Genomic DNA, 13,711 nt, shown 5'->3' with positions numbered 1-13,711 from the left:
CATTCACCACGCCGTCGATTTCAGGGTCAGCCGTATTGCAGGCTACTCGTATTCCAATAAAAACGTCGCGCTGGCGGTAAAGTCACCAGGGTTAATGGTTTTTTGACTAATCGCATCGGGTTCACCCTGCACATAGGTCCGCAAGCTGAGGGTATTATTTCCCGTAACTAGCCCTTGGTTATAGCTGCCAGTATTGATCGCGATCTTAATTCCCTGTTGCGTTTCAATACCGATACCAATACCACTGGTCTGACTCGCCCCGGATATCGCTAACAGACCGTTCAGCCTGCTATTTTCCGTGCCGGAAAAGGTCAACTTCACCATATTTCCCAGGCTAAGATCGCAATCATCGAGATGTAATACCAGCGGTACCCCTAGCGTACGGGTGTTGAGATAAAGATATTTCTCAACGATCGAACCAAAATCGATATTAATTTCTTCATCTGTCAGGCGTAACGTGCAGGGGTCCGCAACCAAAGCCCCTTTAAAGCGTAAATTATCAACTGCCTGGGAGGTATTGGGTAAACCAATAAGCCCCACCGTCAGGGACAGTAACAGTGCTGAATAGCGCATTCTTTTGCCTCCCTGTTATTGGTAGTCCGCCTGAAGCGTGGCAGTGGCTTCAAACGCACCTTCCGTTAGCAATAAGCCTGGCTGTTGTACTGGCACGGCCTTGAGCTGAGGTTTACTGGTTGGAGTGATAGTGATTTCACTTCCCAGAACAAAAGGTTGGCCATCACGTAAAATCTTTATCCCCAACCCGTTAATATTGGTTTGCACCGCCGCCTGATCAAAAGAGATAGGATTTCCCGTGAGTTTTAATTTCAAAACCCAACTATGGGTATTAGGCTCGCAAACCAGATTATAATTAATGTCCTGCATGTAATTAACACCATCTACCTTTTTGATACCGACCTTAAGGCCAAAATCCACGGTAACATTATTACCGCTGTTAATGGTGCAAGGAGGTGGTTCAAGCAGTGTCCCTCGAAATACCATATCGCCCCCTGCGGCAAACGCGGCAGGTAAATAGCTACTCATACCCGCAACCAGCAGGGATAACAGTAGGATCCGCATGTCTTATGTCCCCCTCTGATTACTGGTAGTCAATTAATAACGTCGCAGACGCGTTAAATTCGCCGCCCGTTAGAGTGGCCCCGCTGCGTTTGACCGGCACCGCATACAGTACCGGCTGATTAGGATAGGTGTAGTTAAACCAAGTATTGATATTTAACAACTGCGTCCCGTAGTACAAAGCGATACCCAAATCGGCTCTATTGGTGCTTAACAAGCCGGTACCAAAGTTGGCCGTACCGCCCTGTATACTCATTTTCAGTTCGTTGGACTTCTGGATTTCACAATTCAGGCTATAGACGATGGTCTGCTTATAGTTGACGCCATCTATCCGGGTCGTCATTACCTCATCACCAAAGTCCACCCGAATAGTCTGATTATTATTAATCGTACAGGGCGGTGGCAGTATGACCGTCCCCCTGATATTTACTGGCATAGCGCCGACCGGAACGCTTGTCAGCAAGACACTTAACAGCGCCCCGGCACGGCAGTAGCCCGAAGCCCTGGCTCTCATGCCCCCCCGGCGATACTTGCCAGGAACAGGATAATGTTGTTGCATACGTTCTCTCCTTGCAGACCTGACCCGCGCCCTCTCCCTGTAACCTGGCACGACCGGTTTGAATTAGCCCTTCTTCACCGGTACAACCTGGCAGTCCGACCCACCGCAGCGGAACGTCAGCGTTGGACGGCCACCATAATCGTTGACGTAGGTCAGCACTGGCGATCCACCCAATACCGTTGCGCTTACACCTAAAGGAGCACTGCCCTTCGGCTCCAGCATCAACGGCTCAAAACCCGTTGCGCTCACACCTTGGTGGCTACCGGCATCCACCAGCGTCACGTAGTAAGGCGTCGGGTTGTTCACCACATACTTGTCACCCTGCTTGGTCAACGTCAGTTGTTCCTGCCACGGCGTCGCCATTTCGGTCATAGTTTTCACCAGCGCTTTTGGCCGATAGAACAGCTTGATGCGCGTTTGCAACGCCAGTTGCAACGTGTTGGCCTTGTCACTCTTCGGCGGGATCTCACGCAGGTTAAAGTAGAACAGCGTTTCCCGATCCTGCGGCAACTGGCTCAATACTGGCAGCGCCTGAACTTTCACCTGGCTCCTGGCGCCCGGTTCGATACGCTGTACCGGCGGTAGCACCGTTAGCGGGCTGGTCACCTTGTTGCCCTTGGCATCTTCGATCCAGCCCTGCGCCAGATAGGGCAGTTGCGGGTTGTCGTTGTTGACACTCAGGCTGACCGACTTATCGCTACCAGGAAAAATGATCCGGGTGCGATCCAGCGCGATGGCCGCCTGGGCCTGCGTGGTCAGCGCGCACAGTAAGGTTGCGGCGACCAGCGCCATCCCCGTATTGGTTTTCGTCATTTCATATCTCATTGTATTGTCTCAGCCTTTTTCTGTACTGCGGCCAGGTCCGTGGTGTCTTTTCTCGCGGTTATCGCCCGGCAAGGCAGCAACAGTTCAGCCATGCCGTTTGCTGGCAATACCGCAGGCAATGTCAGTTCGCACTGCGCCTGATCGTCCCAGTGAACAGTCATCGTTTCACCGCGCTCGATGCCGCTCAGATAGACGCTGCCGCCATCACTGATGATCCCAACATCACGTTTTTTCAGGTTCTGCACCGTCGCGCCAAACGGCGGCATTGTGCCGTCCGCCAGACGGATCACCGCCATGGCCTTCTCACCCGCAATGACGTCAAACCGGCGGTAACCTATCGCCCCTTCCGTCAGCGTTGCCTGCACCACCGACTTCATCGCTTCGGCGTTATCCGGCAAGTGGTCCAGATCGATATTCACCCGGTTGCGGTAGTAGCCGTTGATGTCTGCCACCACCGCTTTGCCGAATCGGTTGGTCCGCACTGGCGAACCGTAGTTGCGAATCGGGATATTTGCGACGCCGCCCGTGTCGAGCAACAAGCGAGTTCCACCCGGAATAGAGACCCGGTGCAGTGCTGCACCTTCAGCCGTCGCCGTTACCCCACCCTGCAATGCCAGGCCTACGGTGCTGTAGCTCCCCGATTGTGCACTGGCGGTAGCGTTAATTTGCGCCCAGTCCGCATCATGGCTGTAGAAGCCACTGGCCAAGGCACCTTTACGAGTAAAGCCGGTGCTTACCTGATAGCTGCCACGATCCCCGACCCGATCGGAGTAACTGACCCGGTGGGTATTGTCATTACGATCCAGCGTTCCGCTGTAGCTCACCGAACCACTGTTGCCCCACGGCAGCGACAGTGACAGGAATAGCCCATCGTCATTCTTGCCGTTGTACTGATTGCGGTAACCCGTCATCGACAAACTGAGGTTCTTGAAGCGGCCAATATCCATATAGCGCATCAGCGACAGGCTATAGCGGTCGTTGGCGTCCCGATCCCAATAGGTTTGATGGTCATAGTTCAGGTTGGCCGTCATTCCCATCTCGCGGAACTGCTGACTGTAGGAAACTGTGTACATCTCTTTACTGCTCTGACTACGGGTGCCGAGGTTACGTACCTCCAGGAATTCCCCCATGGTCATAAAGTTGCGTTCCGAGAAGCGATAACCGGCAAAGGTGACTTGGCCACCAATCTGGTCGAAGTTCTTCGAATAGCGCAGGCGGTAGGAACCTCCGCTCAGGGTGTCGCCCTGAGGCACGTTTGCACGCGACTGAGTCACGTCAAACGACAGTGCCCCAAACGCCATCAGGTCACGGCCTATCCCCACGGCCAAAGCGTTGTACTCATCACCGGCAACCACGCCGCCACCGAACAGCGACCAGCCATTGCTGACACCCCACGAGAATTCGCCGCTACCAAACATCGGCCCCTGCGTGCGATGCCGCCAATCTGTTGGCCGCCCGCTCGCCAGCTTGTAACGCACCATGCCCGGCCTGGTCAGGTAAGGGATGCTCGCCGTACTGATACTGAACGCTTGTACGCTGCCGTCCTGCTCTTCGATCCGCACGTCCATCAGCCCCGATACCGCGTTATTCAGATCCTGAATACGGAATGGGCCAGCTGGCACCAGCGATTCATACAGCACTCGCCCTTGCTGGCTGATCACCACACGGGCGTTGGTACGCGCTACGCCACTGACTTCTGGCGCATAGCCACGCAGGTTCGGCGGTAGCATTGCGTCATCACTGACCAGGCTTATCCCGGTATAGCGGAAGCTGTCGAAAATATCGGAGTTAAGGAAATCTTCACCCACCGTCAATTTGGCGCGTAACTGCGCGATCGCCCGGTAAGCGGTATATTGTGTCCACTTAAAGTTCCGCTGGCTTGGCTGCCCGGACCCGGTCTGATGGTCAATCTGCGTCTGCCAACTGGCACGCAACCGCCAACTTCCCGCATTGGCACCCACCACCCCGTTGCCGTTCAGGTTGTAGCCTTTCTCGACAGCGTCATTTTGATCCTGACGCTGGCTCTGAGCATTGAGGTTGTAATCCAGCAACAGCCCCGGAATGCCGTTATCCCAGCGGGCAGGCGGATCCCAATCCGGAGAGCTGTACTCCAGATAAGCCTGCGGAATGCTGAGATATAGCGTGTTGCTACCCAAGTCGGGGCGTATCGTCATTCCTGACAGGCTGGCGATCACCAGGCATTGCCCGTTGTGCCACCAGAGCAATTGGCGGGTAAATTCCTCTTTGAGCCCCATCTGCTCAACCATGGCAGGCGACAAACAGGCTTCGGTAACGCTCTGATCTTTTTCCGACGGATAAAACGGGATCGATTGTTCCGGCAATTCCTGCTGATTAATGTTGATTTGCAGGCTGTATTCGCCCGGCATCACATAACCACTACGGGAAAAGCGCCCCAGATCGATATTGTCGCGCTCCTGAATATCCAGCACGTCGGTATTGAATTCTATGGGTTTGGCAGCAGAAACCTGGCCATTCACCAGTGCCAGCGCAATCAACAGCGGCAACAGGCGGGTGCGCGGAACCTGTACTCCTACAAGTGGGGTGCTCATCATCCATTGACCTTTATGCGTTATAACTTTCCCGGGCGTTATGGTTGTTATTAAAGGGAATACCCTGCCGGGGAAGTAAATCTGTCTTGGCGTGCTGACTGTCCCGTCAGCCCACTGCTCAGTGATAATCCAACTGGTAGCGCACCTGGGCACTATAGGTGCCGGTCTGTAACGGCTGGTTGTTGCTCACCATTCGTGCGGTGTAATTCAGCCGTATTTGCTTGCCCTCTAACACTGGCGTTTGCGGTGGTAACTCCATGCCTGGAACGGCTTCATTCCCCTGTAGATCACTCAAAACCAGCGCCACACCGCGCGCCTGCCCTTCAACGCCGAAGCGTCCATCTTCATTGCGGCCATCAAACGTGACGCGAAAATGCTGTTTGCCCAGAATGGTGTTGTTGCTATGTTTTAGCGTGCAGTTCACCAGCCGAATACTGAACGGCCGAGCCAACGCCTGACTGTTTTGCACAATCTGATTGAAGGGCAGCGTTCCCATATCAACGGTCTGATCTCGGCTGGAAGTATCAATATCACAGGCGGTGGCCACTATTGCCCCATTCATGCTGAGCTGACTCCCTCCCCAAACCGGCAATGACGTAATGGCACTCACCAGTAAAAATAAGGAGGTAGCAGTAAAGGTTTTGGCCGACATCCCTGGCTCCCGGTAATAAACAAGGCAAGCAAAAACTGCATGCGGGGACCGCATGCAGTCAGATCAACTATTAGTTGTATGCCAAGGTAAAGTTGGTAGTAGAAGTGAAGTCACCTTCTACGATGTCCGTCAACGTAGTACCGGCATGACCTTGAAGATAAGCAGAGAAGCTCAGGGTATTAGCACCAGTCTGCAGGTTCTGTACGGTAGTAGCAGTGCCCAGAGTGATCGGTTGGTTAGAACCGTCGAACATAGCGATACTTGCGCCTTTAGCAATGCCAGTGATAGCCAACAGGGTGTTGGTATTACCGGTTGCACCGCCATTCGGGCCACTGAAAGTCACTTGTACTTTGTTCTTGGTAGAGATATCGCAACCTTGCAGTTTGATATCGAAGTTCACAACGCTGGATTTACCGCCGTTCACCAGAGCCACATTCGCCACCTGGCCAAAGCTCTTGGTCTGGTCAATACTTTCTGGGGCGATTGAGCAAGGTGCATCAATGATTTTACCTTCGAACTTTACCTTGCCAGAACCTGCATCAGCGTTCGCCATTGATACCATACCCAGAGACAGAACCGTAGCCAGCGCAATGTTAGTCAATTTCATGTTTTCTTTATCCTTAAAACGTTAATTTAACGAGAAATCCAGATATATTTAGCCCGACACAATTAAAACGGTGCCTATCAGAACAACGCTGTTTTATTTGACGGTAATTGATATACCAGGCAGCATCCTTTCATTGGGTATAAAAGAAGGCATTCCTTTCCTTCCCCTTTATTTGCGAAGGGGGTAGCTCACCGGAGGAGACAAGACTCTCCCGGCGCTTCATCCGATGAATAAAGCGAATTAGTGAAATACAACTTTATACGACAGCCCTGAATAGATAGAATCTCAACCACAAACCAGCCACGTATCACTTTAAACATTGATCAAGACTATTTATGGTAAGACAATTCCCAGACCACTCCATCGGACAACCTCATCTCCTGTCGCCAAAAAATTATTGCAAATACCTATAAAATTTGAAAGTGTTGTTTTCCAAATGGCGCATTTTCGCCATAAAAATCTTATTTATATGAAGGAATATTCCTATTTCGACGAGTCCGGTCGCAAAAACGAATTGAATAGTATTTTATGCTACAAAACACGATATTTGCGAACTCATTGATCGTAAATTTGGTTTTCACGAAACAATAGTCCATGATAGCTTAGAATGGTAAACTGACGCCTCATAAGGAAGACATGGGGGTACTAATTTTGTACAGTATTCTCCTGGTATTACCTAGAAAAAGTTAGCGGCGAAAGCCAACAGCATAGGACTATTCCATTTCGAATTGTACCCATCAAGACGCATTAAAAGGAGGTAGTGACATGTCTTATCGAACCAATAAAGAAAGGGAAAAGCAGTTAAATAATGTTTTCATTGCTCTACAAACCCTTTGTAAGCGCGACATTCATCACACAGGCGTTCCCCCACAGGTTCAATGGCCCAAGACACGGGAAATCGCAGAATACTCCGAAACGACAATATACCTTGCTCGTTACTATCTGCTGCGATTGGTCGAAAACAAAAAAGCTTATGTTACCTCTGGCGCTCTGAATAACAGTTTACGCTGGTATATTGCTGAACCATCGCCATCAACTAAGCATCATGAAAAAAGGGAAGCACAGCCCGTTGCGGCGGAAGGTTAAATAGACCAACTCCCCCGACTGACTTGTGTTTGATTTTTTTCTACTGACATTTATCTATCCCGTGTCTGCCAATGTGATTCACCTAAGGCAGACACGCCGGTTGAAAGGAACTCATGCCATGAAACACCCTCTGTCCATCATGATAATCGACGCTGACCGTTATTTTACCTATGGCCTGGGCTTGGGGCTGCAAGCCTTTTTTCAGGCCCGTCAGCAAGATATCCGTCTGCTTGAGGAAACACAGGTTGGCAGCGATATCGACATCATTTTCTTGGGCGATCTGGTCACCAGCTACCCGTGGCATTACCGCTTACATCAGCGGAAAAACCCTCCGATGGTGTTCTTCATCACCGAGCAGGGGCGCAACAAAAACCAGCTCAAGCCAAGGGTGCATTGCGAACGATGCAATACCAGGGCGCTGCACCGCCACCAGCCGCTATCCTCATTATACGAGCGGTTGGATAGTGCGCTGTTTTCGCCCTTCGCGTCACTAGCAGCGTACAGCCACGAATGCTCATGCATGGCTCCATTGACGTCGCGGGAAGAGGAGGTTTTGCGGTGCATACACATGGGAATGAACGGGCAGGATACCGGCAACTATTTGCAAATCAGCAATAAAACCGCCAATGCCCATAAGCAGAACGCCATGCGCAAGCTGAATTTCAGGTGCAATCAGGAGCTGTATCACTGGCTGCTGCAGGGGGGAGGACGCTATCTGAACGAACGGTCGTCAATCAACCTACCGCGCTTGCCGCTGCCAGCCACGTTGCCAGCAGAAACCAGCCTCATCTCTCCGGCACAATTTGTGGGACGGCAAGGAAAAAACCGCTCTTATGCGGCCTTGTCTGCGCACAAACAGCCAGACACCCTCGGCCAGAGAGAGCCTGTCACCACGTGAGGTGGCTCCCGGAGGCTATTTATAACCGTGGATTAGCCTGGCTTGCGGTGCTCAGCAGCATGCATCGTAAGGTAGGCATTAAGGTTTTCATTCCCCAGACCCAGAGTACGCAGGATTGCGGCCATAAAGCTGACCGGTGCGGTACCCGGTGCCGTGATAACGCGCCGATCGGCGATGGCATAAGGCACATCCTGATAGTATTGCGCACCGCCATAGTTCAGGCTCAACAGGTTTTCTGCTGAATTAGAAGTATGGCGGACCGCATCAAGCACGCCCGCCTGAGCTAATACGCGAGTGCCATCGCAAATCCCCGCAACGAGGGCATTACTTTGATAAGCCGCGGCAACCAATGCAGTGATATCTGGCGCCTGTGCGGTTTGCCAGATAGTGCCCCCGCAGACAATCAACAGATCGACTTCATCAGGCTGAATGGCTTCTATCGCCAGATGAGGAGAAACCAGCATGCCACCTGAAGAGGTGACCTGGGCTCCGCCTGGAGTAGCAAAACGGCAGTCAAAACCGTAGTACCCACGCCCCGTCGAGTTGATCAAAGCGGTTTCCCAATCGGAAAAGTTTTCAGTCAGGAGAGTAATAGCACGTATCATCGGGGTTTCCTTGTCAGTGATGGGGAGCCATTTTTTCAGGATTTTCCTATCCGCAAAAACCAAGAGTAACCTGCGCTGCTGACAGTTTCTGTCAGTAGCTAACAGATGCACCTTTCACAAAGATAACCCGCATTCAATCAGCCAACGACAACCGGAGCTACGGTCAGCAGCAGGTTGGCAAAGCGCCGCATCTCACCGCTGGCGATAACCAGTAATGTCTCCTGTGATTTTGCTGCGTGATAGAAAGCCTCACGGTTGAGATAATCGATGGGACAGTCGTCAGGCAGCAGTTGCTGATATTCGGCAGCGATGGTGTTGGTAAAGTCCTGCGGCCAGGCCATCATTGAGGCGTGTTCCACGTTAATGTGCTTGAGCACTTTATCTAATATCACGCTGCTGGCGATCATTCCAGGGGCCAGGTTCAGATAGACAATGGTGGCCTCTTGCGACGAGTTGGTGACGAACGAATAGTTGCCATCGGCGATGAGGATCTGGGTCTTGTGCCCGCACCGCGCCAGGGCACCCAAGAGTTGCGGATGAATAATATCGGCTTTGATCATAGTGTTTTCCAGTAGGGAATATAGGCGGGCGCAGCATGACAGATTGCTTCCCCTACCTGACCACAGCTTCGTACCAGCTCCCTCTCCTTTTTGGGGAGAGGGTTGGGGTGAGGGGGAACCGCGATCTCCGGCTAACCATTTATCATCCAAACGGACGCAGCATGCAGCGCCCCTACGTAATGAGTCGGTTACGATTTACTAGCAAAGTGGCAGGGTCACATGCGGTAAATACCGCCATTGATATCAATGGTGGCACCAGAGACGAAGCCATCATATTCCGAAGCGAGGAATTTAATCACCCGAGCGACGTCTTCCGGGCTTCCCGCGCGGCCAAGGGGAATGCCGTGGATGGTTTCATCGGCAGATTCCTTGCTGGTATGCAGGTTATGGAAGCGAGTGCCAAGAATAAGCCCCGGCGCTACGGCGTTAACCCTGATGCCATGTTCACCCAGCTCCGCCGCCAGGGAGCGGGTCCAGGTTAATACCGCCCCTTTGGCCATGGAGTAAACCAGTGAACCAGAATGCCCGCCGGAACGGCCAGCCAGTGAGGCCAGGTTGACGATGCTGGCTCCGTCCTTGGCGCTTTTTAAGTAAGGTAGCGCGCTTTGCGTAACGTTCAGCATGGTTGTCATATTGACATCAATCACCGTCTGCCAGAATTGACGGTCGATCTCACCTAGCCATTTACGGGCGATAATGCCGCCCACGTTATTAATCAGTATGTCTATCCCCCCCAAAAACTCGGCGGCGACGACGACACATCGCTGGGTATCTGCGGTATCGGTTAAATCAGCATAACCATAGGCGGCGCGTTGATTGCGCGAATGGGCTAACTCAGCCAGTTCCTTTGGCCCCTCTTCGCCGCTGAAATAGTGGATGTAGATGTCACACCCGGCATTAATCAACTGCTCTGCGGTAGCTTTGCCAATCCCCTGCTCGGCTCCGGTAATAAACACTTTCTTACCTGTTAGATTTCCCATTTTATTTCCTCACGATTATTTGTAGATAAAGCCAGTTATGAGCGAATAACGCCTTCACGCTGTTTGGCGCAGTAAAAAATGCAGATCAATCCGGTAATCAATAAACACAGCGACAGGAAAACCAGCCCCGGAGTATTACTGTTACTGACATCCTTTAATAACCCGACCACGTAAGGTGCGACAAAACCCCCGATATTGCCGATACAGCTCACCACCGCCAGTCCGGCCGCTGCCGCCGCCCCGGTAGAGATATTGGCGGGCATGGAAAGGAATGAAGGAACCGAGGTATAGATACCTATCGAAGCAACGCTCAGGAACATCAGCGCAACAAATACGTTGTAGTTAAAGAATACCACGGCACCTATCAGGCCAAAGGCGGCGACAATCATGCTGATGCCAGCAAACACGCCGATTTTTTTGCTTTTACTGGCCCATAGGCTCCACGGATAAACCAGCAAGGCGGCCAACCCATAGGGAATAAAAGCAATCAGGCTCACGCGGAAAATATCATCACCAGAGATGGCTGTGATGATAGAGGGCAGCCACATCCCGAAACCGTAGATCCCACACACCATGCCAAAATTCAACATGGCGTATAACAGATACTTTTTATTTTTTATGCCCTGTACGAAATCAGACAGCTTAACCTTGGAACCCGATTTGCTGCGGGTGGTGTTGTCCATTAGCCAGGCTTTCTCTTCAACATCGAGATAGCCCACGTCTTTCGGTGAGTTCTTGATAATAAAGGGGATAAACAGGCCGATAATCACCGGTGGAACACCTTCCAGGATAAACAGCCACTGCCAGGGCTCTAGGCCAAACCAGCCATGTTCAAGATTAAGGATCAGCCCGGAAATGGGTGAGCCGATAGCGTTCGACAACGGCTGTACGATGATAAACATACCGAGGATTTTGGTGCGGTACTTCTCCGGGAAAAACACCGTGAAGTAATAGACGACTGAGGGGAAAAATCCCGCCTCACAGACGCCCAACATAAACCGACAGATATACAACTCCATCGGCGTGCGGACAAAGCCCATCAACACGGCAAATATTCCCCAGGTAATGAGGATCCTGGCAAACCAGATACGTGGGCCAAACTTGATGGTTCCCGCATTACTGGGAATTTCAAACATAAAATAACCGATAAAGAATATCCCAGAGGCAAAGCCAAAGGCCGAGGCGGTTAACCCCAGACTATCTTCCAGCGCAATTGCCGCATAGGCCATATTATTACGATCTAAAAAAGCCAGAAAGTATAATAAGATCATTAACGGGACGATATTCAGCGTCATCTTTCTAATGGCACTGCGTTCAATTTCCTGAGGCGTTCTTTTTTGCATAATAGAATACTTCCAATGTTGTTAATCGGAATAATAATCTGCTACAGGCAGGCCTGATGGGTACAGGTATAGTTACCTGATAATAAATAATGCTATTTAATCGTTCTCGTTACTCTATGCGTGTCATGGTGTAATGGTTATTACCGACTGGCGGCTGACTAACGTCGGCGGGAAAATAAACTCTTCAGCGACTAATGTAGGATCCCCTATGCGCTGCAATAAGCGATCCACCATCACATGGGCCATCTCGGCGAGCGGTGGCATGACGGAGGTCAGCGCGGGCCAGACCAGCCCCGAGAGCGGAATATTGTCGATACCTACCACCGATATCTCACCAGGCACCGCCACTCCCGCCTCCCGCAACCCCGCCAACAGGCCGATACCCAGAGCATCGTTGATAGCCACCACACCATCCGGGCGTGGAGAAAGAGCAAGCACCTGTGCGGCCAGGGTAAAACCCAGTTCTGCCATCTCGGTATCGCCATACTCTCCGCTGGCTTTGCCTTCTATTACCCGCTGCTGAGCGGGCAGGCGATGATTACGCACCACGGTCAGGAACCCTTCAATCTTATGGCTGCGGCTCATGGTCAGGCTGGCTTCGGTGGCAAAGACGATATTACGGCAACCGCGTTCGATCAGGTGTTGAGCTGCCAGCCGTCCAGCCTCTACGTTGTCCATTGAGACGCTGTCGAATAACCGGGCGTCAGCGGTGAGGCTCGCAGCCATCCGGTTATCGTAGTTAACGATCATCATTCCCAGTTCGGCGGCCTGGGCGAAATGGGTCTTACGGATATCACTTGCCGCGACGATAATGCCGCGCACCCCATGGGCGAACATATCCTCGATAAAGGTGCGCTCTTCATCTTCTTGCCGATAGGTATTGCCCAACAACACTCGGTAGCGGTGTTCTTTAGCCGCCAGGTCCACCTCGCGAGCCAGGGCAGAAAAGCTGGGGTTGACGATCGAGGGAACCAGCAGACCGATCATCCGGGCATGCCCGGTTTTTAACTGCTGCGCCACTCTGTTGGGCTGATAGTTCAATTCGCGCATCACCTGTTCGATACGCAGCCGGGTTTCCGGGCGCATTTGATTGCTGCGCCCATTTAACACGTTGGAAACGCTGCTCACGGAAACACCGGCGAGATGTGCGACATCACGAATATTGGCCATGTTTTCGCTCCCCCTCCGGTGCTGACGTTAATCGGTGACATTATGGACAATAAGCCGTTAAACCACTGTATAATCAATTCATTAAACAGTAATCCTGGCATAATCTGTATCGTTTTAGTGAAACGATACAGATCAATTTATAGCGGAGATATTACTCAATCAAGCGACTTTACTCGCCGCGCTGCGGTTGCGTGATGCTTTTGTGAAAGCTATCAAGCCCAACGCCTTGGCATTACTAAACACGGGTAAAATCCCCGGCTGTTTAGTCAATGTTTAGTGGTGGGGGTTAAAGGCTGGAACGGGGTTTGGTCGGGCGCAGCATGCAGCGCCCCTACATAAATAGTCTGCAAAACAGGAGCGCAAAATAACAGCCAAAGAGAGTTCCTTCCTCCTATGTTCATATCCGACGATTTAATAACAACGTTGGTAGGCGACTCTGGTGAACAACGCCGATGATAGAAATTCCATCAGCGGCACGTTGATAATAGATCGTATGGCTCATATACGGAAAACTCCATATATCCAACCCTAAACTTTCAACTTCATTAGTGCCCATCCCCGGCATATTAGCCAGATGCTGCATAGTGGCACGCATACCAGCCAAGTATTCCCTTGTTGTCAACGTTCCAAACTGCCTCAGAGAAAATGCCTTTAATTCGCGCAAATCCTCTCGCGCATCGTCAGTCAGTTTGTAGTTAGCCATTAGAGATCCTTCATCAACTCGTCAAATACCTGATCACCCTCATGCAACTGGCCAGCCTCTGCCTGAGTAATGGAGCGCG

Annotated in this window: 15 protein-coding genes; 2 read left to right on the top strand and 13 right to left on the bottom strand. The window is 51.6% G+C overall.

Going from position 1 to position 13,711, the window contains the following annotated elements; translation table 11 throughout:
* Window positions 1–42: 42 nt before the first annotated feature.
* The 7 genes from ACLQ7H_RS19030 to ACLQ7H_RS19000 all read right to left on the bottom strand — a co-directional run bounded on the left by ACLQ7H_RS19030 (window position 43) and on the right by ACLQ7H_RS19000 (window position 6,287).
* A complete protein-coding gene (locus ACLQ7H_RS19030) occupies window positions 43–573 on the bottom strand; it encodes a fimbrial protein (protein WP_411754013.1) in 531 nt (176 codons plus the stop codon).
* Window positions 574–588: 15 nt separating this feature from the next.
* Window positions 589–1,077: a fimbrial protein gene (locus ACLQ7H_RS19025; RefSeq protein ID WP_411754012.1), complete on the bottom strand. Its 489-nt coding sequence runs from the start codon at window positions 1,075–1,077 to the stop codon at window positions 589–591.
* 19 nt (window positions 1,078–1,096) lie between these two features.
* Entirely contained in the window at window positions 1,097–1,633 is a 537-nt protein-coding gene (locus ACLQ7H_RS19020; protein ID WP_411754011.1) for a fimbrial protein, read from the bottom strand.
* Between the two features lie 63 nt (window positions 1,634–1,696).
* Window positions 1,697–2,446, bottom strand: coding sequence for a fimbria/pilus periplasmic chaperone (locus ACLQ7H_RS19015; protein WP_411754010.1), 750 nt, complete (start codon window positions 2,444–2,446; stop codon window positions 1,697–1,699).
* Window positions 2,447–2,454: 8 nt separating this feature from the next.
* Entirely contained in the window at window positions 2,455–5,031 is a 2,577-nt protein-coding gene (locus ACLQ7H_RS19010; RefSeq protein ID WP_411754009.1) for an outer membrane usher protein, read from the bottom strand.
* 115 nt (window positions 5,032–5,146) lie between these two features.
* The gene (locus ACLQ7H_RS19005) at window positions 5,147–5,680 is read right to left on the bottom strand and encodes a fimbrial protein (RefSeq protein WP_411754008.1); all 534 of its coding nucleotides are present in this window, start codon (window positions 5,678–5,680) and stop codon (window positions 5,147–5,149) included.
* 70 nt (window positions 5,681–5,750) lie between these two features.
* Window positions 5,751–6,287 (bottom strand): fimbrial protein, encoded by a 537-nt coding sequence (locus ACLQ7H_RS19000; protein WP_411754007.1) that lies wholly within the window; start codon window positions 6,285–6,287, stop codon window positions 5,751–5,753.
* A gap of 765 nt (window positions 6,288–7,052) precedes the next feature.
* Between ACLQ7H_RS19000 and ACLQ7H_RS18995 the strand changes: the two genes are divergently transcribed.
* Both ACLQ7H_RS18995 and ACLQ7H_RS18990 read left to right on the top strand, forming a co-directional pair.
* Window positions 7,053–7,373 carry a FaeA/PapI family transcriptional regulator gene (locus ACLQ7H_RS18995; RefSeq protein WP_166733362.1) on the top strand — a complete coding sequence of 107 codons (321 nt, stop codon included), beginning with the start codon at window positions 7,053–7,055 and terminating at the stop codon, window positions 7,371–7,373.
* A gap of 118 nt (window positions 7,374–7,491) precedes the next feature.
* Window positions 7,492–8,271 carry a LuxR C-terminal-related transcriptional regulator gene (locus tag ACLQ7H_RS18990; RefSeq protein WP_411754006.1) on the top strand — a complete coding sequence of 260 codons (780 nt, stop codon included), beginning with the start codon at window positions 7,492–7,494 and terminating at the stop codon, window positions 8,269–8,271.
* Between the two features lie 32 nt (window positions 8,272–8,303).
* Here ACLQ7H_RS18990 and ACLQ7H_RS18985 read toward each other — a convergent pair whose 3' ends face one another.
* The 6 genes from ACLQ7H_RS18985 to ACLQ7H_RS18960 all read right to left on the bottom strand — a co-directional run bounded on the left by ACLQ7H_RS18985 (window position 8,304) and on the right by ACLQ7H_RS18960 (window position 13,632).
* The gene (locus ACLQ7H_RS18985; protein WP_411754005.1) at window positions 8,304–8,876 is read right to left on the bottom strand and encodes a type 1 glutamine amidotransferase family protein; all 573 of its coding nucleotides are present in this window, start codon (window positions 8,874–8,876) and stop codon (window positions 8,304–8,306) included.
* Between the two features lie 137 nt (window positions 8,877–9,013).
* Window positions 9,014–9,436, bottom strand: coding sequence for an RbsD/FucU domain-containing protein (locus tag ACLQ7H_RS18980; RefSeq protein ID WP_411754004.1), 423 nt, complete (start codon window positions 9,434–9,436; stop codon window positions 9,014–9,016).
* Between the two features lie 215 nt (window positions 9,437–9,651).
* Window positions 9,652–10,416 carry an SDR family NAD(P)-dependent oxidoreductase gene (locus tag ACLQ7H_RS18975; RefSeq protein WP_411754003.1) on the bottom strand — a complete coding sequence of 255 codons (765 nt, stop codon included), beginning with the start codon at window positions 10,414–10,416 and terminating at the stop codon, window positions 9,652–9,654.
* A 35-nt stretch (window positions 10,417–10,451) separates the two neighbouring features.
* The gene (locus ACLQ7H_RS18970; protein WP_411754002.1) at window positions 10,452–11,759 is read right to left on the bottom strand and encodes an MFS transporter; all 1,308 of its coding nucleotides are present in this window, start codon (window positions 11,757–11,759) and stop codon (window positions 10,452–10,454) included.
* A 123-nt stretch (window positions 11,760–11,882) separates the two neighbouring features.
* On the bottom strand, window positions 11,883–12,929 hold the full coding sequence (locus tag ACLQ7H_RS18965) for a LacI family DNA-binding transcriptional regulator (RefSeq protein ID WP_411754001.1): 1,047 nt from the start codon (window positions 12,927–12,929) through the stop codon (window positions 11,883–11,885).
* A gap of 397 nt (window positions 12,930–13,326) precedes the next feature.
* Entirely contained in the window at window positions 13,327–13,632 is a 306-nt protein-coding gene (locus tag ACLQ7H_RS18960; protein ID WP_202673098.1) for a type II toxin-antitoxin system RelE/ParE family toxin, read from the bottom strand.
* Window positions 13,633–13,711 lie beyond the last annotated feature (79 nt).

The organism is Serratia sp. (in: enterobacteria) (assembly GCF_046715635.1).
In the GTDB taxonomy this organism is placed as follows: domain Bacteria; phylum Pseudomonadota; class Gammaproteobacteria; order Enterobacterales; family Enterobacteriaceae; genus Chania.
Note: the sequence above shows the minus strand (reverse complement) of the source record. Positions and strands in the feature narration are given on the sequence as shown.

Excerpts from the sequence above, each read along its gene's own strand:
- ACLQ7H_RS19030 (WP_411754013.1), bottom strand. The coding sequence starts at position 573 with ATGCGCTATTCAGCACTGTTACTGTCCCTGACGGTGGGGCTTATTGGT.
- ACLQ7H_RS19025 (WP_411754012.1), bottom strand. The coding sequence starts at position 1,077 with ATGCGGATCCTACTGTTATCCCTGCTGGTTGCGGGTATGAGTAGCTAT.
- ACLQ7H_RS19020 (WP_411754011.1), bottom strand. The coding sequence starts at position 1,633 with ATGCAACAACATTATCCTGTTCCTGGCAAGTATCGCCGGGGGGGCATG.
- ACLQ7H_RS19015 (WP_411754010.1), bottom strand. The coding sequence starts at position 2,446 with ATGACGAAAACCAATACGGGGATGGCGCTGGTCGCCGCAACCTTACTG.
- ACLQ7H_RS19010 (WP_411754009.1), bottom strand. The coding sequence starts at position 5,031 with ATGATGAGCACCCCACTTGTAGGAGTACAGGTTCCGCGCACCCGCCTG.
- ACLQ7H_RS19005 (WP_411754008.1), bottom strand. The coding sequence starts at position 5,680 with ATGTCGGCCAAAACCTTTACTGCTACCTCCTTATTTTTACTGGTGAGT.
- ACLQ7H_RS19000 (WP_411754007.1), bottom strand. The coding sequence starts at position 6,287 with ATGAAATTGACTAACATTGCGCTGGCTACGGTTCTGTCTCTGGGTATG.
- ACLQ7H_RS18995 (WP_166733362.1), top strand. The coding sequence starts at position 7,053 with ATGTCTTATCGAACCAATAAAGAAAGGGAAAAGCAGTTAAATAATGTT.
- ACLQ7H_RS18990 (WP_411754006.1), top strand. The coding sequence starts at position 7,492 with ATGAAACACCCTCTGTCCATCATGATAATCGACGCTGACCGTTATTTT.
- ACLQ7H_RS18985 (WP_411754005.1), bottom strand. The coding sequence starts at position 8,876 with ATGATACGTGCTATTACTCTCCTGACTGAAAACTTTTCCGATTGGGAA.
- ACLQ7H_RS18980 (WP_411754004.1), bottom strand. The coding sequence starts at position 9,436 with ATGATCAAAGCCGATATTATTCATCCGCAACTCTTGGGTGCCCTGGCG.
- ACLQ7H_RS18975 (WP_411754003.1), bottom strand. The coding sequence starts at position 10,416 with ATGGGAAATCTAACAGGTAAGAAAGTGTTTATTACCGGAGCCGAGCAG.
- ACLQ7H_RS18970 (WP_411754002.1), bottom strand. The coding sequence starts at position 11,759 with ATGCAAAAAAGAACGCCTCAGGAAATTGAACGCAGTGCCATTAGAAAG.
- ACLQ7H_RS18965 (WP_411754001.1), bottom strand. The coding sequence starts at position 12,929 with ATGGCCAATATTCGTGATGTCGCACATCTCGCCGGTGTTTCCGTGAGC.
- ACLQ7H_RS18960 (WP_202673098.1), bottom strand. The coding sequence starts at position 13,632 with ATGGCTAACTACAAACTGACTGACGATGCGCGAGAGGATTTGCGCGAA.